This window comes from Mycobacterium sp. E183 (genome assembly GCF_001667735.1).
Lineage (GTDB): Bacteria > Actinomycetota > Actinomycetes > Mycobacteriales > Mycobacteriaceae > Mycobacterium.
In genome coordinates this window covers 1-21,570 of record NZ_LZJN01000028.1, presented here as the reverse complement: position 1 = coordinate 21,570, position 21,570 = coordinate 1, and the positions used below count along the sequence as shown (strand labels likewise).

Sequence of the window (21,570 nt, the reverse complement as noted above, 5' to 3'; positions counted from 1 at the left end):
TTCGCGGTTACCGCATCGAGGTCGGCGAGATCCGCTCGGCCCTCGCCGCTTTGGAGGGCGTCGACGAAGCGGTGGTCATCGTGCGCCAGGACCGCCCCGGCGACAAACGCCTCGTGGGCTACCTCACCGGCACCGCCGACCCCAGCGAACTCCGCACCGCACTGGCCGAACGGCTACCGGCCTACATGATCCCGGCCGCGATCGTGGTGCTCGAGGCACTGCCCGTCACGGTCAACGGCAAACTCGACACCCGCGCGCTCCCGGCGCCGGAATACACGGCCTCGGGTTACCGGGCCCCGACCAATCCCACCGAGGAGATCCTCGCGGGCATTTACGCGCAGGTGCTCGGCGTCGACCGCGTCGGCATCGACCAATCGTTCTTCGACCTCGGGGGAGACAGCATCTCGGCGATGCGCCTGATCGCCGCCGTCAACACCGACCTAGACGAATACCTCTCGGTGCGCGCCGTATTCGAGGCCCCCACCGTCGCACAGCTGGCACTCCGCGTCGGTGAGGGCGCCGGGGGGCTCGAGCCGTTGGTGGCCGGCCCACGGCCCGCGGTGGTCCCACTGTCCTTCGCGCAGAGCCGGCTATGGTTCCTCGACCAATTGCAAGGCCCCTCACCGGTTTACAACATGGCGGCGGCCATGCGGTTGCGTGGCCCGCTCGACGCCCAGGCGCTCGGAGCGGCCCTGGCCGACGTGGTGGGCCGCCACGAGAGCCTGCGGACCGTCTTCACTGCACCCGACGGAACACCGCAGCAGGTGGTCATCCCCGCCGAGCGAGCCGACTTCGGCTGGCACGTCGTCGACGCCGGCGGCTGGCCGGCGAGCCGGCTGGACGAGGCCGTCAAGGCCGCGGCCCGTGACACCTTCGACCTGTCGACCGATATCCCGCTGCGGGCCTGGCTGTTCCGCGTCGCCGACGACGAACACGTGCTGGTCGCCGTCGTGCACCACATCGCCGCCGACGGGTGGTCGCTGCGGCCGCTGACCGCCGACCTGGGCGTCGCGTACGCCAGCCGGTGCGCGGGCGAAGCGCCCCGCTGGCCCGAATTGCCGGTTCAATACGTCGATTACACCCTGTGGCAGCGCGACCAGTTCGGCGACCTGAAGGATCGCGACAGCCGCATCGCCGGTCAGCTGGCCTACTGGGAAGAGACCCTGGCCGGCATGCCGGAGCGGCTGCAGCTGCCCACCGATCGGCCCTATCCCGAGGTCGCCGACCAGCGGGGCGCGACCGTTCCGATCGACTGGCCGGCCGACCTGCAGCAGCAGATCACGGCGGTCGCCCGCGAACACAACGCGACCAGCTTCATGGTGGTCCAGGCCGCCCTGGCGGTGCTGCTGTCCAAGGTCAGCGCGAACAGCGATGTGGCGGTCGGCTTCCCGATCGCCGGGCGCCGCGACCCCGCCCTCGACCACCTGGTCGGCTTCTTCGTCAACACCCTGGTCCTGCGGGTCGACCTGAAAGAGCTAGGCGGCGACCCCACTTTCGCCGAGCTGTTGGACCGGGTGCGGACACGCAGCCTGGAGGCCTTCGAGCATCAGGACGTGCCCTTCGAGGTGCTGGTGGAGCGGCTCAACCCGACCCGGAGCCTGACCCATCACCCGCTGATCCAGGTGATGCTGGCCTGGCAGAACTTCGGCGGCCAGGACGGTGACCCCGCGACCGGACTGGCGCTGGGCGACGTCCGGGTCAGTTCGATCCCGCTGGACACCCAGGTCGCCCGCATGGACCTGACGTTCTCGCTCGCCGAGCGCTGGACCGAGGCGAACGAGCCCGCCGGAATCGGCGGGCGGGTCGAGTTCCGTACCGACGTGTTCGACGCCGACAGCGTCGAGACGCTGGTCGGACGCCTGCAGCGGGTGCTCGCGACGATGACCACCGAACCGACCCGGTCGGTGTCGTCGGTCGACCTGCTGGACGCGGGCGAACACGCCCGGCTGGACGCGATCGGCCACCGGGCGGCGCTCACCGCGCCGGACCCCGTGCCCGCGTCGATTCCCGAGGCGTTCGCCGCCCAGGTCGCGCGCACACCGGATGCGTTGGCGCTCAGCTGCGCCGGCTCGTCGTGGAGCTATGGCGAGCTCGACCGGGCCGCCAACCGGTTGGCCCATGCGCTGGCCGGCCGCGGCGCCGGGCCGGGACGATGCGTGGCGCTGCTGTTCCACCGCTCGGCCGAGGCGATCGTGGCGATCCTCGCGGTGCTCAAGACCGGCGCCGCCTACCTGCCGATCGATCCCGCGCACCCCGCGGCCCGGATCGGCTTCATGCTCGCCGACGCCGCGCCGGTCGCGGCGCTCACCACCACCGAGCTGGCTGTCCGCCTGGACGACCACGACGTGCCGGTCATCGACGCGGTCGACCCCGCCGTCGACGCCCAGCCCGCCACCGCGTTGCCGGCGCCCAGCGCGGAGGACATCGCCTACCTCATCTACACCTCGGGTACCACCGGTGTGCCCAAAGGCGTTGCGGTGAGCCACCGCAACGTGACCCGGCTGATGGCGTCCGTGGACGCGGTCCTGCCGGACGGTGGGGTGTGGTCGCAGTGGCACTCCTACGGCTTCGACGTGTCGGTGTGGGAGATCTTCGGCGCGCTGCTGCGCGGCGGGCGCCTGGTGGTGGTCCCCGACGCCGTGGTCCGGTCCCCGGAGGACCTGCACGCACTCCTCGTCGCCGAGGGAGTCAGCGTGCTGAGCCAAACCCCCTCTGCGGCAACGGTGTTGGACCCACGCGGGCTGGAGTCCGCGGCGCTGGTGGTGGCCGGCGAGGCCTGCCCGGCCGAGCTGGTCGACCGGTGGGCGCGCGACCGCGTGATGATCAACGCCTACGGGCCTACCGAGGCCACGGTGTACGCGGCGATCAGCGCACCCCTGACCCCCGGATCCGCCGTCGTCCCGATCGGCTCCCCGGTGGCCGGGGCGGCGCTGTTCGTGCTCGACGAATTCCTGCGGCCGGTGCCCCCCGGCGTGGTCGGCGAGTTGTACGTGGCCGGCGCCGGCCTCGCCCGCGGCTACTGGCGACGGGCGGGGCTGACGGCGTCGCGGTTCGTCGCCTGCCCGTTCGGCGGCCCCGGGGCGCGCATGTACCGCACCGGCGACCTGGTCCGCTGGGGCGCCGACGGGCAGCTGCAGTACCTGGGGCGCGCCGACGAACAGGTCAAGATTCGCGGCTACCGCATCGAGCTCGGCGAAATCCGGGCGGCGCTGGCCGAGCTTCCGGGGGTGCGGCAGGCGGCCGTCGTCGCCCGCGAGGACCGGCCCGGCGATAAGCGCCTCGTCGGTTACGTCACCGGGGCGGCGGACCCCGCCGACCTGCGCGCGCGCCTTGCCGATCGGCTGCCCGCCTACATGGTCCCGGTGGCCGTCGTGGCGGTCGACGCGCTGCCGCTGACCCCCAACGGCAAGCTCGACGCCCGCGCCCTGCCCGCGCCCGAATACTCCGACGCCGACCGCTACCGCGCCCCGAGCACCCCGGTCGAGGAGACCCTGGCCGGCATCTACGCCCAGGTGCTCGGCGTCGAGCGGGTCGGCGTCGACGACTCCTTCTTCGACCTGGGCGGCGACAGCATCTCGTCGATGCAGGTGGTCACCCGGGCGCGCGCCGCGGGCCTGGCCTGCCGCACGCGCGACATCTTCGTCGAGCAGACCGTCTCCCGGCTGGCCCGCGTGGTCGCGGCGGCCGTCGGCGACGTCCGCGAGACCGACGAGGGCACAGGGGAACTGCCGGCGACCCCGATCATGCGGTGGCTGCAGGCCGTGCACGGTCCCGTCGACCAGTTCAATCAGACGATGGTCCTCGAGGCGCCCGCCGGGGTCACCGAGGCCGACGTGGTGGCGGTGCTGCAGGCGCTGCTGGACCGGCACGCGATGCTGCGGCTGCGGGCCGGCGACGACTGGTCGTTGACGGTGCCCGAGGCGGGAGCGGTGGACGCCGCCGACCGCCTGCGCACGGTCGACGCGCTGTCCGATGCGGCGGTGGTGGCGGCGCGGTCCCGGCTGGACCCGGCCGACGGGGTGATGGTGAGCGCGCTGTGGGGCACCTCGACCCGCCAGCTGGTGCTGATCATCCACCACCTGGCCGTCGACGGCGTGTCCTGGCGAATCCTGTTGGAGGACTTGAACATCGCGTGGGCCCAGCGTCGCGCCGGGCAGCAGGTGGCGTTGCCGCCGGGCGGCACGTCGTTCGCCCGCTGGGCCGCGCTGCTGAGCGAGCACGCGTACGCCCCGGCCGTGATCGGGCGGGCCGACGCCTGGCGGCGGATCGCGGCGACCCCGCCCGCGCTGCCCCCGGTCCGGCCCGAGACCGACACCTACGAGACCGCCGAGCACCTGTCGGTGGAACTCGACGTGGGGACCACCCGCATCCTGCTCGGCGAGGCGCCGGCGGCGTTCCACGCCGGGGTCAACGACATCCTGCTGATCGGCTACGCGCTGGCGTGGGCGCAGTTCCTGGGCAGCGACGGAGCCCCGGTGGGCATCGACGTCGAGGGCCACGGGCGCCATGAGGAGCTCGCCGCCGGCGCGGACCTTTCGCGCACCGTCGGCTGGTTCACCACCAAGTACCCGGTGTCGTTGTCGATAGACGAATTGCCTTGGGCGCAAGTGCTTTCCGGAGCTCCCGCGCTGGGCGCGGTGCTCAAGCGCGCCAAGGAACAGTTGCGGGCGCTGCCCGACCCGCTCACCTACGGGCTGCTGCGCTACCTGAACGCAGAGGTCGACCTGGACGGCTCCGACCCGACGATCGGCTTCAACTACCTGGGCCGGTTGGGCGGGGCGGCGGCCGAGATGTCCGACGAGCTGTGGCGGATCTCGCGGGACGGCTCGGCGATCACCGGCACCAGCACGGCGGTGCCGATGCCGCTGATGCACACCGTGGACCTCAACGCGGGCACCGCCGACACCGAGGCCGGCCCGCGGCTGCACGCCAACTGGACGTGGGCGCCGTCGGCCCTGGACCGCGAACAGGTCACCAGGCTGAGCCGGCTCTGGTTCGAGGCGCTGACCGGCATCTGCGCCCACGTGCGAGCCGGGGGCGGCGGGCTGACCCCGTCGGACATCCTGCCCGCCCGGCTGGCCCAGCAGCAGATCGACGAGCTCGAGCGGCGCAACCCGGTCGCCGACGTGCTGCCGCTGACCCCGCTGCAGCAGGGGCTGCTCTTCCACGCCACCACCACCCGGGCCCGCGAGGACGACCTGTATGTGGTGCAGCTGGACATGAGCGTGAGCGGCCCGCTCGACCCCGACCGGCTGCGCGCCGCGGTCCAGACGGTGGTGGACCGGCACCCGCACCTGGTCGCCCGATTCTCCGAGGAGTTCGACGAGCCGATCCAGGTCATTCCCGCGAAACCGGCGATGGCGTGGCGCTACACCGAGCTCGACGCCGGCGACGCCACCGACGAGCGGGTCGGCGAGCTCTGCGCCGCCGAACGCGCCGCCGTCTACGACCTGGCCGACCAGCCGGCCTTCCGGGTCGCGATGATCCGCACCGCCGGGGACCGCCACCGGCTGGTACTCACCATTCACCACATCGTGCTCGACGGCTGGTCCGTGCCGATCCTGGTGAACGAGACGTTCGCCTGCCTCACCGGACAGCGGCTGGGCCCGCCGGCGCCGTATCGCCGATTCGTCACGTGGCTGGCCGATCGCGACCTCGGCGCCGCCCGGGCGGCGTGGGGCGAGGTGCTCGCCGGCTTCGACACCCCGACGCTGGTCGGGCCGCCGCACCAGCTGGAGCTGGGCGCCCGGGGTCTTGCGACATTCTCGGTGTCGGCCGAGACCACCCGCGCGCTCGGCGAGCTGGCCCGGTCCTGTCAGAGCACCGTCAGCACGGTGCTGCAGGCCGCGTGGGCGCAACTGCTGACCTGGCTGACGGGCAACTACGACGTCGCATTCGGCACCACGGTCTCCGGCCGCTCGGCCGACGTGGTCGGCGCCGAGTCGATGGTGGGCCTGTTGATCAACACGATCCCGGTGCGCGCCCGCCTCACCCCGGCCACCAGCACCGCGGACCTGCTCGAGCAGCTGCAGCGCGCACACAACGACACCTTGGAGCACGAGCACCTGTCGCTGAGCGAGATCCACCGAATGACCGGTCACGACAAGCTCTTCGACACGCTGTTCGCCTACGAGAACTATCCGCTGGAAACGTCCGCGATGGCGGTCAACCACCAGCTGTCCATCACCGACTTCAACGTCTTCGAACGCAATCACTACCCGCTGACGATCCAGGCCGCGCTGGCCGGGGACCGGCTCGGCCTCCGCGTGGAGTACGACGCCGGCGTCTTCGACGCCCACACCATCGACGCGCTGACCAAGCGGCTGGAGCGGGTGCTGGTGGCCATGACCACCGACCCCACCCGGCGGCTGTCTGCGCTGGACCTGCTCGACTCACCGGAGCGGGCCCACCTGGACGCGCTCGGCAACCGGGCCGCCCTCACCCGGCCGGCGCCGGCCGCCGCGTCGATCGTGGACCTGTTCGCCGCGCACGCGGCACACCAGCCGGACGCCGTGGCGATCGGCTGGGACGACCTGTCCATGAGCTACCGGGAACTGGACGAGGCCTCCAACCGGTTGGCGCGCCTGCTCATCGCCGAGGGCGCCGGGCCGGGACAGTCTGTGGCCCTGCTCTTCTCGCGTTCGGCCCAGGCGATCGTGGCGATCCTGGCGGTGCTCAAGACGGGCGCGGCATACCTGCCGATCGACCCGGCCGCCCCGGGCGCGCGGATCCGATTCATGCTTGCGGACGCGGCGCCGGTCGCCGCGGTCACCACCGGGGGATTGCGGTCGCGGCTGGACGAGCGCGACGTGCGGGTCGTCGACATCGAGGACCCGTCGATCGACGGCTATCCGCCCACCCCGCCGCCGGCGCCCGCGGCCGATGACGTCGCCTACGTGATCTACACCTCGGGCACCACCGGGGTGCCCAAGGGCGTGGCGGTCACGCATCGCAACGTGACCGGGCTGATCGGCTCGCTAGACGCCGGCCTGCCCAACCCCGGCGTATGGACGCAGTGCCACTCCTATGCCTTCGACGTGTCGGTGTGGGAGATCTTCGCGCCGCTGCTGCGCGGAGGGCGCGTGGTGGTGGTGCCCGAGTCGGTGGTGCGCTCGCCGGATGACTTCCGCGCGTTGCTGATCGAGGAAGGGGTCACCGTGCTGACCCAGACGCCGTCGGCGGTGGCGACACTGGATCCGGCGGGGCTGGAATCGGTGGCGCTGGTGATGGCCGGCGAGGCCTGCCCGGCCGAGGTGGTCGATCGCTGGGCACCGGGCCGGGTGATGGTCAACGCCTACGGCCCGACGGAGACCACGATGTGCGTGGCCATCAGCGCGCCGCTCGCGGCGGGCTCGGGGCCACCGCCGATCGGTTCGCCGGTGGCGGGCGCGGGATTGTTCGCACTCGACGCCTGGCTGCGCCCGGTGGCGCCCGGGGTGGTCGGCGAGCTGTACGTGGCCGGCACGGGCGTGGCCACCGGCTACGCCGGGCGGTCGGGCCTGACCGGGTCGCGATTCGTGGCGTGCCCGTTCGGCGGGCCCGGGACACGGATGTACCGCACCGGCGACCTGGTCCTCTGGGGCGCCGACGGTCAGCTGGTGTACGTCGGCCGCGCCGACGAGCAGGTGAAGATCCGCGGGTACCGCATCGAACTGGGCGAGGTCCAGGCCGCGCTGGCCCGGCTCGACGGCGTCGACCAGGCGGCGGTGATCGCGCGCGAGGACCGCCCCGGCGACAAACGGCTGGTCGGGTACGTCACCGGAACAGCCGACCCGGCCGAGGCGCGCACCGCGCTCGCGGGACGGCTCCCGGTCTACATGGTCCCGGCGGCCGTGCTCGCGCTCGACGCGCTGCCGCTCACCCCCAACGGCAAGCTGGACACCCGCGCCCTGCCCGCACCGGAGTACACCGGCCGCGGCTACCGGGCCCCGTCCAGCGCCAGCGAGGAGATCCTCGCCGGCATCTTCGCCCGGGTGCTCGGTGTCGAGCGGGTCGGCGTCGACGACTCCTTCTTCGACCTGGGCGGCGACAGCATCTCCGCGATGCGGTTGATCGCCACGGTCAACAGCGCGCTGGCCGTCGACCTGGCGGTGCGCACCCTGTTCGACGCGCCCACGGTGCGGGACCTGAGCCGGCGCCTCGGCACGGACACGGCCGCCGACGACGAGATCGTCCCGGTGCAGACCTTGAAGCAGGGCGCAGGCGTTCCGGTGTTCTGCATCCATCCCGCGGGCGGCGTCAGTTGGCCGTATCAGGTCCTCGGCACCTACCTGGACTGCCCGATCATCGGGATCCAACAGGTCGAGCGCGAGGCCGACCCCCGGTCGATCCGGGAGATGGCAAAGACCTACGCCGATCGAGTGCAGGAGGCGTACCCGGCCGGGCCCTACAACCTGCTCGGCTGGTCGTTCGGCGGCGTCGTCGCCCACGAACTCGCGGTCGAACTCCAGCGCCGCGGATGCGTCGTCGCCCGCCTGATCCTGCTCGACGCCCAACCCGCCATCGACGACGGCGTCGCCTCGCCGGACGACGACCTGGGTGAGCAACAGGTGATGGCCGAGACCTCGTCATCCCAGCGGCTTTTCGAACTGCTCACCCACAACCTGCGTAAGAACGTCGAGCGGTACCGGTCCCACCGCCCGCGGGTCTTCAACGGGGACATCACCGTCGTCTCCGCAGCGCGGGACGACGCCGAGCGCAGCGCGTTCCTGTCGCGGTCCTGGCGGCCCCATGTCTCCGGTGAGATCCTCACCTACTCGATCGACTGCGGCCACGACGACATGCTGACCGCGGAATCGGTGGGCCTGTACGGCCAACGGCTCAGGCATCTGCTGGTCCTCGCGGAACGCCGGCTCGAACTGGCCCACGGCGGTCAGCATGGCGCTCGGGACGACAAGCTGCCCGGCGAGCGCGCCGGGTGACCGGGCCGCGCTAATTGCCGATGGTGGCCCGGTGCTGGGGACAATACGAGGCCACGGAAGCGCCGAGCAGGTAGCCGGCCTCGTGTGCCGACAGGTCGGTGGCCCGAACGACGTTGAGCACCAACGAGGTTGGCGACTTGCCCTTGTCGAGTCCGGCGCACATGTTGTGCCCCGCCGTGATCGCGGCCCCACGATCGGTGAAGACGATCCCGTTCCGCTGAATCTCCGCGAGGAATGAATCGTCGATTTGATCGGCCGAAGCGGGCGCGGCGAAATACACTGCGGCCCCCGCGGCCGCCGCACCGACCGCCCGCCACATCCCGGCATGCGCATTCATTCGGCTCTCACGGACTTCCTCAAAGTGACGACGGGGTGTCATCAGGGTGGCTGCACCGTAACCAGAACCGGCGCATCTTTCTCGGCGCCGCTGAGCCCACCACCTCACACGAACCGGCCCTGAAGTCAGGGTCGTCGCCGCAACGCGCCGAGCGGTCGCCGCGGGAATCCCACCGAAACCGGTTGTCTTACAACATCTTCGATCTCGTCACCATCGAACCATGCGACCGGGCGGATGCGAATGGCGGTGCGCGCGGGGCGAAACACGAGAGCAGAGCGCAACCAACAATTAACAGGCGGGGGAGCGTCGCAACCCAAAAGCGGTTCTCCGGTGCGCTTGTTTGCTCGGGACCCGAGGGCCGGCGGCGGTTTCACCTCCCAAGGCGCCCCGCAGCCCGCGACGACGCATTTCACAGTGGCCGTTCGGGCGCGCGGCAACCGCCTTCGGTATGGTCCAAGGAGTGTGCGGAGTCACCGGGGAGGTAAGGCTCGACGGGCGGGTGCCCGACGTAGCAGCGGTGTCCGCAATGGCCGCCGTGATGACCCGGAGGGGCCCGGACGCGTCCGGCACCTGGTCACAGGGGCGCGTCGCGCTCGGTCATCGTCGGCTCAAGATCATCGATCTCAGCGAAGCCGGCGCCCAGCCGATGGTCGACTCGGAGCTGGGCCTGGCCATCGCCTTCAACGGCTGCATCTACAACTACAAGGAGTTGCGCCGCGAACTCACCGGACACGGCTACCGGTTCTTCTCGCACAGCGACACCGAGGTCCTCATCAAGGCCTACCGGCATTGGGGCGATGACTTCGTCAGCCACCTGCACGGCATGTTCGCCTTCGCCATCGTCGAGCGCGACAGCGGCCGGGTGCTGCTGGGCCGGGACCGGCTGGGGATCAAGCCGCTCTACCTGACCGAGGACAGCCACCGGATCCGGTTCGCCTCGGCCCTGCCGGCGCTGTTGGCCGGCGGCGGCGTGGACACCCGCATCGACCCGGTCGCCCTGCACCACTACATGACCTTCCACTCGGTGGTCCCGGCGCCGCTGACCATCCTGCGCGGGGTCCGCAAGGTGCCGCCCGCGTCGCTCGTCGCGATCGAGCCCGACGGCCGGCGCACCATCACCACCTACTGGACCCCCGACTTCACCCGGCACGACGACCGCGCCGCCTGGTCGGAAACCGACTGGGAAGAGGCGGTGCTGGACGCGCTCCGCGTCGCGGTCAAGCGCCGGTTGGTCGCCGACGTGCCGGTCGGCTGCCTGTTGTCCGGCGGTGTCGACTCCAGCCTGATCGTCGGCCTGCTCGCCGAGGCCGGCCAGCACGGCCTGATGACCTTCTCCATCGGCTTCGAGTCGGCCGGTGGCGTCGAGGGCGACGAGTTCCGGTGGTCGGACATCATCGCCCGGCGCTTCGAAACCGACCACCACCAGATCCGCATCGGAACCGAGCGGATGCTGCCCGCGCTCGACGGGGCGATCGGCGCGATGAGCGAGCCGATGGTCAGCCACGACTGCGTCGCCTTCTACCTGCTCAGCCAGGAAGTGGCGCGGCACGTGAAGGTCGTGCAGTCCGGCCAGGGCGCCGACGAGGTCTTCGCCGGCTACCACTGGTACCCGCCGATGGGCTCGCCGGCCGCGGCGTCGCTGGAAGGCTCGGTCGCCGAGTACCGCGGCGCGTTCTTCGACCGCGATTCCGCCGAAATGGCGGGTCTGCTGGGCCCGGGCATCATGGCCCCGGATGACCCCAGCGAGCGCTTCGTCACAGAGCACTTCGCGCGCGCCGGCGCCGAGACGGGCGTCGATCGCGCGCTGCGGCTGGACACCACCGTCATGCTGGTGGATGACCCGGTGAAACGGGTCGACAACATGACCATGGCCTGGGGCCTGGAGGGTCGGGTCCCGTTCCTCGACCACGAGCTCGTGGAGCTGGCGGCGACCTGCCCGCCGGAGCTGAAGATCGCCCACGAGGGCAAGGGCGTCCTCAAACAGGCCGCGCGACGGGTGATTCCATCGGAGGTCATCGACCGGCCCAAGGGTTACTTCCCGGTTCCGGCGCTGACCCACCTCGAGGGGCCCTACCTCGACATGGTGCGCGACGCCCTCTACGCGCCGGTGGCCAAGGAGCGCGGCCTGTTTCGCACCGAGGCGGTCGACGCGCTCCTGGCCGACCCCAACGGCAAGCTGACCCCGCTGCGCGGCAACGAGCTCTGGCAGATCGCCCTGCTCGAACTGTGGCTGCAGCGGCACGGCATCACGGGTCCGGTGGCATGACCGAAACCGATCCCTCTGGCGACCACACCGAGGCGATCACGATGGGCCTGCACGACGCCTCGCCGCCGGAGCTGGTGGAGGCGATGGCCAAGGATGTCGAGCTCGAATTGGGCTGGGGCCGGCTGATTTTCGGCCAGACCTTCGCCGACGCCCGCCAACTGGTCGAGGCGCTGCGCCGGGAGGGGCCCGGTCGCCGCGACATCTGCATCTACGCCCGCGAATCCCACGTGGTCGTCGCCGAAGCGCCGACCGAGCTGTTCATCGACCCCAGCCACACCTATCGGCTGCGCTTCGCCGACGCGAAGAAGACGGAGGACCCGGCGCCGGTCGGCGTGACCGTGCGCACGCTGAACGACCCGGTCGACGCCGACGCGATGAACCGCGTCTACGTGCGGTGCGGGATGGTCCCGGCCGGCGTCGACGTGATCTGGAACAACCACCTCAATGTCCCCGCGGTGACCTACCTGCTGGCCGTGCGCGATACGGACGGCGCCGTGGTGGGCACCGTCACCGGCGTCGACCACGAGTTGCTGTTCGACGATCCCGAGCAGGGGTCGAGCCTGTGGACCCTGGCCGTCGACCCGGCGGCCGGGCTGCCCGGCATCGGCGCGGCCCTCACCCGCGCGCTGGCGGAGCGCTTCCGCAGCGCGGGCCGCGCCTACATGGACCTGTCCGTCGCGCACGACAATGCCGCGGCCATCGGCCTGTACGAGAAGCTGGGCTTCGTCCGGGTCCCGGTGCTGGCGATCAAGCGCAAGAACGCGATCAACGAGCCGCTGTTCAGCCCGCCGCCCGAGACGGTCGACGACCTCAACCCCTACGCCCGGATCATTGCCGACGAGGCGCTGCGCCGCGGCATCTGGGTCGAGGTGCTCGACGCCGAAACCGGCGAGATGCGCCTCACCCACGGCGGCCGCAGCGTCGTCACCCGCGAATCGCTGTCCGAATACACCTCGGCGGTGGCCATGTGCCGCTGCGACGACAAGCGCCTGACCCGCCGCCTGGTCTCCGAGGCGGGCATCACGGTGCCCCGCGCCCGCCTGGCCACCTTCGACGAGGGCGACTACAACTTCCTCACCGAGGTCGGCGAGGTCGTCGTCAAACCGACCCGCGGCGAGCAGGGCAAGGGCATCACCGTCGGCGTGACCGCCGAGAACGGTCCCGAAGAGCTGGCCGCCGCCCTGGCCCGGGCCCGTCAGCAATACCCGGACGTGCTGATCGAACAGCGGGTGCAGGGCGACGACCTGCGGCTGGTGGTGATCGACGGCCGGGTGGTCGCCGCCGCGCTGCGGATGCCGCCCGAGATCATCGGCACCGGCGAGCACAGCATCCGCGACCTGATCGCGGCCGAAAGCCGGCGGCGCTCCGCGGCCACCGGAGGGGAATCCCGCATCCCGCTCGACGACCTCACCGAGTCGACGGTCGCCGAGGCGGGCTGGACGCTGGACGACGTGCTGCCCCAGGGCACCCGCCTGCGCGTCCGCCGCACCGCCAACCTGCACCAGGGTGGCACCATCCACGACGTCACCGCCGTGGTGAACTCCGAACTGTGCCGGGTCGCGGTCACGGCGGCCGAGGCCATCGGCATCCCCGTGACGGGCATCGACCTGCTGGTGCCCGACGTCACCGGCGCCGAGTACGCCTTCATCGAAGCCAACGAACGGCCCGGGCTGGCCAACCACGAACCTCAGCCCACCGCCGCGGCCTTCATCGACTTCCTGTTCCCCGGCCACCCGGGCCAGCCGCAAGCCTGGACCCCCGAGGAGTCGCGCTCCGACCGCGGCTGAGGCGTGCGAAGCGCCTCGCTTGGGTACTTCTGAAGCCACCCGGATAGGAGCCAGATGAGCGGAAGCGTGCAAACCGGAACCATCACCACCCACGTGCCCGCGCGCCTGGACAGGCTGCCGTGGTCGCGATTCCACTGGCGCGTCGTCATCGGGCTGGGCGGGGTGTGGGTCCTGGACGGGCTCGAGGTCACGATGGTGGGCAACGTGTCCGCACGCCTCACGGAGAAGGGCAGCGGCATCGACCTCGACGCCGCGCAGATCGGCATGGCGGCCGCGTTCTACATCGCCGGGGCGTGCCTGGGCGCGCTGTTCTTCGGCCACCTGACGGACCGCTTCGGGCGGCGCAACCTGTTCATGCTCACCTTGGCGGTCTACCTGGCCGCCACCGTCGCGACCGCATTCGCCTTCGCCCCTTGGTATTTCTTCGTCGCGCGGTTCTTCACCGGGGCCGGCATCGGCGGCGAATACGCCGCGATCAATTCGGCCATCGACGAGTTGATCCCCGCCCGCCTGCGCGGCCGCGTCGACCTGATCATCAACGGGACCTACTGGCTCGGTTCGGCGGCCGGGGCGGCCGGCGCGCTCGTCCTGCTCGACACGTCGAACTTCGCGCCCAACATCGGCTGGCGGCTGGCCTTCGGCGTCGGCGCCATCTTCGGCATCTTCGTGCTCCTCGTCCGGCGCAACGTCCCCGAGAGCCCGCGGTGGTTGTTCATCCACGGCCGCGACGAGGAGGCCGAGCGGGTCGTCGGCGAGATCGAGGAGGCGGTGCGGCGCGAGATCGGTGAACCCCTGCCCGAGCCGCACGGGCGCGGGCTCAAAATCCGTCAGCGCGAAACGATCTCGTTCCGCGAAATCGCCCGGGTCGCCTTCAGGCTCTACCCGCAGCGCGCGATCCTGGGGCTGGCGTTGTTCACCGGGCAGGCATTCCTCTACAACGGCGTGACGTTCAATCTGGGCACGCTGTTGAGCGGGTTCTACGGCGTGCCGTCGGGGAAGGTGCCGCTGTTCTTCATCCTGTGGGCGCTGAGCAATTTCGTCGGTCCGCTGGCGCTCGGCCACCTCTTCGACACCGTGGGCCGCAAGCCGATGATCACGGCCACCTACATCGGCTCCGCCGTCGTCGCCGTCGCCCTCGCCATCCTGTTCGTGACCCAGACCGGCGGCGTCTGGGCGTTCATCGGCGTCCTCGCGGTCACGTTCTTCCTGGCGTCGGCGGGCGCCAGCGCGGCCTACCTGACGGTCAGCGAGATCTTCCCGATGGAGACCAGGGCGCTGGCGATCGCGTTCTTCTACGCGGTGGGGACCGCGATCGGCGGCATCACCGGCCCGCTGCTGTTCGGGCAGCTGATCAACTCCGGGGAACGCGGGCAGGTGATGTGGTCGTTCCTGACGGGCGCCGCGGTCATGGCGATCGCCGGCCTGGTCGAATTGCGGCTCGGGATCGCCGCCGAACGGCGCCCGCTGGAAGAGCTCGCCCTGCCGTTGACGGTGGACGACACCGAGGCCGGCGACCGCGGGCCGTCTTCTGTTTGAAACCATCGCGGCGATACCGGTGACGCGCGCGTAACAAATTCGCCATCGGAAGTTCCTAGTGTGAGTCGGTCCACCAGACGGGGGCCCAATCAGCGATAGGAATTCCATTGAGCGGTAACGCGGTCCGCCTTCAGGCGATCAACAATGTCGAGGGATACGTTCCCCCCGCCGTCAGCTTCGTCCCGGGCGAGCTGCCCGGGGAGATCTTCGGGTCCAACGTCTTCACCAAGGCGGAGATGCAGGCGCGGCTGCCCAAGGCGGTGTACAAGTCGATCGTGGCGACCATCGACAAGGGCGCCAAGCTGGACCCCGCGGTCGCCGATGCGGTCGCGGTCGCGATGAAGGATTGGGCGCTCGAGAAGGGCGCTACCCACTACGCGCACGTCTTCTACCCGATGACCGGGCTGACCGCCGAGAAGCACGACAGCTTCCTCGAGCCCGTCTCCGATGGGCAGACCCTCGCCGAGTTCGCCGGGAAGACCCTGATCCAGGGCGAGCCGGACGCCTCCAGCTTCCCGTCGGGCGGGCTGCGCAGCACCTTCGAGGCGCGCGGCTACACCGGTTGGGACGTGACCAGCCCCGCCTACGTGCTGGAGAACCCGAACGGCAACACGCTGTGCATCCCGACGGTGTTCGTCTCGATGACCGGTGAGGCGCTCGACTACAAGACGCCGCTGCTGCGCAGCCAGCAGGCGATGGGCATCCACGCCGAACGCATCCTGACGCTGTTCGGCCACAAGGACCTCAACAAGGTGGTGTCGTTCTGCGGGCCCGAGCAGGAGTACTTCCTCGTCGACCGGCACTTCTTCCTGGCGCGGCCCGACCTGATCAACGCCGGGCGGACGGTGTTCGGCGCCAAGCCGCCCAAGGGCCAGGAATTCGACGACCACTACTTCGGGTCGGTGCCCGAACGGGTGCTCGGCTTCATGATGGACACCGAACGGGAGCTGTTCAAACTCGGCATCCCGGCCAAGACCCGGCACAACGAGGTCGCCCCCGGGCAGTTCGAGGTGGCCCCGATGTTCGAGCGGGCCAACATCGCCTCCGACCACCAGCAGCTGCTGATGACGGTGTTCAAGACGCTGGCCAAAAAGCACGGCATGGAGTGCCTTTTCCACGAGAAGCCGTTCGCCGGCGTCAACGGCTCGGGCAAGCACGTCAACTTCTCGGTGGGCAACGCCGAGCTGGGTTCGCTGCTGGTGCCCGGCGACACGCCACACGAGAACGCCCAATTCCTGGTGTTCTGCGCCGCGGTGATCCGCGCCGTCCACAAGTTCGCCGGCCTGCTTCGCGTTTCGGTCGCCTCGGCCACCAACGACCACCGGCTGGGCGCCAACGAGGCGCCGCCCGCGATCATCTCGATCTTCCTCGGCGAGCAGCTCGCCGACGTCTTCGAGCAGATCGCCAAGGGCGCGGCCACCTCGTCAAAGGGCAAGGGCACCATGATCATCGGCGTCGACACCCTGCCGCCGCTGCCGACCGATCCCGGCGACCGGAACCGCACCAGCCCGTTCGCGTTCACCGGCAACCGGTTCGAGTTCCGGGCGCCGGGCTCGGGGCAGACGGTCGCCGTGCCGATGATCGTCCTCAACACGATCATGGCCGACTCGTTCGACTACATCGCAACGATTTTGGAAAAGGCGGTCGAGGACGGCGAGGACTTCGACGCCGCGGTGCAGAAGCTGCTCACCGAGATCATCACCGATCACGGCGCGGTCGTGTTCAACGGCGACGGGTATTCGGAGAACTGGCAGATCGAGGCGGCCGAGCGCGGATTGCCCAACCTCAAGACGACGCTGGACGCCATTCCGGAACTCATCAAGCCGGAATCGGTCGAAGTCTTCGAGAAGTACGGGGTTTTCAACGAACGCGAGCTGCACAGCCGCTACGAGGTCCGGCTCGAGCATTACGCGCTCACGATCGGTGTGGAGGCGAAGCTGGCCCTGGAGATCGGTACGACGGTCATCCTGCCCGCCGCGCTGCGCTACCAGACCGAGCTGGCCGGAAACGTCGCGACGTTGAAGGCCGCCGGAGTGGAGCCGAACACGGCCGCGCTGGAAGCGGTTTCGGCCCCGCTGAACGACCTCACCGCCGCGCTGTCGACGCTCAGGGCGGCGCTGTCCGAGCATTCGGCGGAATCGGCGCTCGAGGAGGCCAAGCACGCCCAGGCGGCGCTGCTGCCGGCGATGGACGCGGTGCGTGCCGCCGCCGACGCGCTGGAAGGCGTTGTGGCCGACGACCTGTGGCCGCTGCCGACCTACCAGGAGATGCTCTACATCCTCTGAGAGACGAGTTCACCCGCCAAGTCGTGTTGCACTGCAGGCCTTCAGCGCCAACGGGTTCAACGCGGCACCTGCACCAGCGGCTGACCACCGATCTGACCCCAGCACCCAGCCGGGTCGCGCCCGTTCTTGACCTGGTCGTTCAGGCAGTTGAAGATCGCGATCCGCAGATCCGGTGGCGGCTGGTTGGCGCGCTGCTCGGCGGCCAACCGATTCTGCTCGGCGGTCTTGACGTCCTGCTGGGCGTTGATCGTCTCCTGAACCTTCTGGTTGTAGGCATCGATCCGTTGCTGGGTCGGCTGGTCATAGAAGATCCTCGGAATCCGGACGTCGAGGATCTCGATCTCCGAGCCCACCGCGTCCTGCAGGTCCTTTTTGACCTGGGCGGCCATCGCGGGTAAGTCCGCGCCCTGGGCCGGCGCGGGCATTTGCGTCGCCCCGCCCGGCGCGTTCGCCGCGGCCGCCAGCATGACCTGCGGGTTGAACGTCGCGAACACCTTGGACAACGCGACTTGGGCCTGCCGGTCCACCAATTGCTCTTTGATCGTCTGGAATACGTTGGCCCCGCCGTAATCCTGGAACAGCTTGGGGGCGGCACCCTCGCGCAGCCGCCAGTTCAGGTTTTCATCGACGTAGGCGGTGGAGTTGTTGGCCAGCCGGACGTTGATGGCCGCCGGGTTGTTGTTCGCACCTTTGCCCTGGCTGGCGTCGTCGTAGCTGTTGGATTCAAACGCCTGCAACTGGATCGCTTCCGAGAGCTCACTGACCTTGCGCCACGGCGCATGCCAGACGATCCCCGCGCCGTGCACCCCCACCGGCTTGCCGAATTCGGTGATGATTCCGACGTTGCGGGTGTCTACCCGGTCGTAGGCGCTGATCAGCGTGAAGATCACGCCGAACAAAGCGGCGCTCGCCGTGATCGCCCACCACGTCAACCTCGTCTTGCTGCCGAGCAAGGCGCTCGCGGTGAGGGCCGCGATTGCCGCCAGGAAGAACAGGATCGCCAAAATCCACCAGCCAGGCACGACATTCCTTTCCTTGAATTGAGATCCGGCGGGAATTGCTTGACAGGGGGCGAGCGTACGGCGAACCGAAGAGCGTGAAAAGCACCATGTGGCACCCCTTTAGGCCGGTCCGGGTGAGCGTACCCCGCAGCCAGCGGGCGGACAGTGGGATCTCGCGCTCGACCTCACGGGTCAGCCGTAGGCGTCCCACCAGGTATGCAGGTCCTCGACGGTGGCGGGGTCGCCGGAGACGTCGCTGAGCATGAGCTTCTCGTCGTTGGTCCAGATCACGTTCGGGTGGTTGTTGTAGGTGCCGCAGGCGATCAGGCCGGCCATGTCGTTGGGAGTCTGGTCGTAGTGCCAGCTGACGGGCGAGCGTCCCTCGCCGGGGCAGTTCACCAGGCTGACGTTGGCGATGTCGTCGTTGAAGGCCTTCTTCAGCTTGTTGGGCGTGGCGAACAGCCCGTAGGTGGCGTGGCTGGGGCCGCCGGGCTGGGTGTTCTGCCCGCAGGTCACCATCGCGACCGCGTGCACCCAGATGCTGCCCGACTCCGGGGTGGCCGGCGTGCAGGTGCCGGCCAGGTAGCCGGGTGGCAGCAGGCTGATCAGCCGCGCCTGGTCGTCGTTGGGGGCGATGCTGGACGGCGGCGGGGTTTTCGCCACGGTCGCCTTGGCGTGCCGCTGGCCGGACGGTTTCAGCGCAAGCCAGATGCCGACGGCGCACAGGGCGACGACCACCGCCACTGCGGCGGCCACGATCGGCCAGCGGTTGCGCTTGGGCGGTGCGGAACGGTGCTGTAATCCGATTGCGGGAGAGACGATTTCGCTGTCCCGCAGGATGGTCTCGGCGCGTTGGCGTTCCGGGCTGCTGAGCGCCCGGTGCGCGGCCGCGGCGAGGGCGCCGGCGGTCGGGTAGCGCTCGATCGGGGTTTTGGCCATGCCGCCTGCGATCACGGCGTCGAACGCCGGGCTCACCCCCGAGCCTTGTTCGCTCGGTTTGGGAATGGGTTGCATCAGGTGGGCGCTGACCAGCATGCCGGTGCTGTCGGCGGGGTAGGGCGGGGTCGCGGTCAGGCACTCGTAGAGCACACAGGCCAGCGCGTAGACGTCGGCGCGGGGGGCCACCTCTTCACTCGAAAACCGTTCGGGCGCCATGTATTTCAGGGTGCCGACGGCGGTGCCCAGTTGGGTGAGCTTCTCGTCGGACTTGGCGCTGGCGATGCCGAAGTCGACGAGATAGGCGAAGTCGTCGCCGGTGATCAGGATGTTCTGCGGTTTGACGTCGCGGTGGGTCACCCCGGCGGCATGCGCGGCGTCCAGGGCGGCGGCGACCTGGTGGACGATGGCCACCGCCCGCGACGCCGGCAGCGGGCCCTCCCGTTCCAGCAGGCTGCCCAGGTCGATGCCCTCGATGAGGCGCATCTCCAGGTACAGCTGCCCGTCGATCTCGCCGTAGTCGTGGATGGGCACCACGTGCGGCTCCAGCAGCCGGCCGGTGATCCGCGCCTCGCGTTCCATTCGCTTGCGGAACACCGGATCCTGGCTGAACGTGTGCGACATCAGCTTGAGCGCCACCGTCCACTGTTTGACGGTGTGCTCGGCCTCGTAGACCTCGCCCATCCCGCCGCGGCCGAGCAGGCGCTTGAGGTGGTAGGGGCCGAACATCGTCCCCACCCGCGAGCCCTGGCCGCCGGTCATCGAGTGCCTCCCGTCGACGGACCGTGGCGGTGAGCGCACACCGATCTCACCGCAGAAACGTACAACATCGACCCGGCAGACGTCGGCCGCGCGACGGCGGGCCGCCGCGATCAGTGCACGGGGGGAGCGACCTGCGTGACGGTGCCGTCCGGGGCGAGCACGATGGTGCCGCTGAGGGCCCCGTCGCTGACGCTGATCTGTAGGTGCAAGCCGCCGTCCTTGCGGGACTCGATCGCCAGGAAGATCCGGTTGGCGTCGTAGATGTGCAGGGTCTGCGGCGCCTGCTGCACGACGTCGACGACCGCCTGCACGTCGAACTTGCTGAGGTCACCGACCACCAAGCGGGAGGACACCGCGTTCTCGGGGCCGACGCTGGCCCAATTGCCGTCGCGGCCCAGCCAACTCACCACCTTCTGGGGGTTCGCGGTGTCCGGACGCATGACCACGACCTGGGTTTGGTAGATGTTCAGCTGGTAACCCAGCGTGTCGCCGAACTGCGTCCGCATCTGCGCCAGCACGCCGCTCACCCCGCTCAGGCTCAACAGCTGTGGCGGCGGAGGCGTCGGGGTGGTGGTCATGGCCGCGGAGCTGCTGGGGGCCGCACTCGGGGCGGCGGATGGCGCCGGGGCCGAAGGGGTGTCGCGTTGCAGTCCCCAGGCGATGCCGCCGCCGATCAGCACCAGCGCGACGGCCGCGGCAATCCCGGCCCGGCGCCTGTTGATTCCCGCGGGTGACGACGGAGCTCGCTCGGCGGCCGGGTGGATCTGCAGGTCGGCCACCAGCGACCGCAGCTCGCGCAGCGTCGTGGCCCTGGTGGCGGCGCTTACCCGCTCGCGGTGCTCTTCGGTCGACAACTGACCGTCGCCGAGCGCCGCGTCGAGCGCCTCGCAGGTCCGGTTGCGGTCGTTGTCGCTGGCCCGGGTGTCATCGATCATCGCCCGCTACCCGAGAAGCTTGGTCAGCCAGGTCGGGTCGGAGTAGTTCACCGACGCGGTGCCGTCCCACACGAACGGGGTCGAGTTGGCGTTGAGCCCGGACAGCGTCGCGTAACCGGCCGCGGATTTCGCCTTGCCCGTGCCGACGTCGTCCCCGGACTTGATGCACGTCAGCACGTCGGCGTCCGCGCCGACGTTCTTGGCCAGCTGGGCCAGTTCGCCGTCGGTGCGGTCCTCGGCGGCGTCCTCCGCCGGCTGGAAGTTGCTGGCGAACAGGCCCGAATAGAAAGCGGTGTACGTCTTGGGGTCGCTCTGCGCCGCGACGCAGTACGACGCGGCCACCGCCCGGGTCGAGTAGTTCTTGCTGTGCGACTTGTCGTCGAGGAAGTCGAGCAGGTGATAGCGCACCGCGAGCTTCTTGTTGTTCACGGCGGTGTCGATGTCGCCCGCGTTCGACCGGATGAAGCTGCCGCACGGCGGGCAGATCGGTTCGTTGAAGATGTCGATGGTGGTCGATGCGGCCGAGCTGCCCACGAACACACCGTCGTCGAGCACCCGCAGCGCGACGGCGTCCGCGGGCGGCGGTGGCTTCGTCGGCTCCGGCGGGGGCGCCGATTCCCAGGGCCGGACGACGGCGAGCGCGACGCCCACGATGGCCACCAGGGCGGTGGCCGCGACGCCCACCCACAGCCAGGGCTTCCTGCTCGGCCGCGGCGGTTGCCCCCAGGGCGGCCCGACGCCCCAGCCGACGGGATGGGGAGGCGCCCCCACCTGGGGCCCGAGCACCGCGGGCGTCGCGCCGCC

10 protein-coding genes are annotated in these 21,570 nt (G+C 70.2%); 5 read left to right on the top strand and 5 right to left on the bottom strand.

From position 1 onward, the window contains the following. A partial coding sequence (locus A5691_RS02450; RefSeq protein WP_156734757.1) for a non-ribosomal peptide synthetase occupies positions 1-8,921 on the top strand: 8,921 nt, incomplete at its 5' end. A 10-nt stretch (positions 8,922-8,931) separates the two neighbouring features. Here the strand turns inward: A5691_RS02450 and A5691_RS02445 are convergent. Beyond that, positions 8,932-9,258: a DUF732 domain-containing protein gene (locus A5691_RS02445; RefSeq protein WP_067890147.1), complete on the bottom strand. Its 327-nt coding sequence runs from the start codon at positions 9,256-9,258 to the stop codon at positions 8,932-8,934. Positions 9,259-9,718: 460 nt separating this feature from the next. On the opposite strand from A5691_RS02445, the gene A5691_RS02440 reads away from it, so the two are divergent. The 4 genes from A5691_RS02440 (at position 9,719) to A5691_RS02425 (ending at position 17,132) form a co-directional block, all read left to right on the top strand. After that, positions 9,719-11,524, top strand: coding sequence for an N-acetylglutaminylglutamine amidotransferase (locus A5691_RS02440; protein ID WP_068016369.1), 1,806 nt, complete (start codon positions 9,719-9,721; stop codon positions 11,522-11,524). Further along, positions 11,521-13,311 (top strand): N-acetylglutaminylglutamine synthetase, encoded by a 1,791-nt coding sequence (gene ngg, locus A5691_RS02435; RefSeq protein WP_068016365.1) that lies wholly within the window; start codon positions 11,521-11,523, stop codon positions 13,309-13,311. Before A5691_RS02440 ends, ngg begins: the two co-directional genes overlap by 4 nt. 54 nt (positions 13,312-13,365) lie before the next feature. Next, the gene (locus A5691_RS02430) at positions 13,366-14,847 is read left to right on the top strand and encodes an MFS transporter (RefSeq protein WP_068016364.1); all 1,482 of its coding nucleotides are present in this window, start codon (positions 13,366-13,368) and stop codon (positions 14,845-14,847) included. Between the two features lie 107 nt (positions 14,848-14,954). Beyond that, a complete protein-coding gene (locus A5691_RS02425; protein WP_068016361.1) occupies positions 14,955-17,132 on the top strand; it encodes a glutamine synthetase III in 2,178 nt (725 codons plus the stop codon). 56 nt (positions 17,133-17,188) lie between these two features. Here the strand turns inward: A5691_RS02425 and A5691_RS02420 are convergent, their stop codons facing one another. From A5691_RS02420 to A5691_RS02405, 4 genes are all read right to left on the bottom strand, one after another. Then, positions 17,189-18,154 carry an SPFH domain-containing protein gene (locus tag A5691_RS02420; RefSeq protein WP_197504910.1) on the bottom strand — a complete coding sequence of 322 codons (966 nt, stop codon included), beginning with the start codon at positions 18,152-18,154 and terminating at the stop codon, positions 17,189-17,191. A 171-nt stretch (positions 18,155-18,325) separates the two neighbouring features. After that, positions 18,326-19,831, bottom strand: coding sequence for a serine/threonine-protein kinase (locus A5691_RS02415; protein ID WP_068266402.1), 1,506 nt, complete (start codon positions 19,829-19,831; stop codon positions 18,326-18,328). Between the two features lie 110 nt (positions 19,832-19,941). Next, complete coding sequence (locus A5691_RS02410; protein ID WP_067747955.1) at positions 19,942-20,766, bottom strand: DUF1707 domain-containing protein; 825 nt, start codon at positions 20,764-20,766, stop codon at positions 19,942-19,944. A 6-nt stretch (positions 20,767-20,772) separates the two neighbouring features. Then, a partial coding sequence (locus A5691_RS02405) for a thioredoxin domain-containing protein (RefSeq protein ID WP_156734756.1) occupies positions 20,773-21,570 on the bottom strand: 798 nt, incomplete at its 5' end.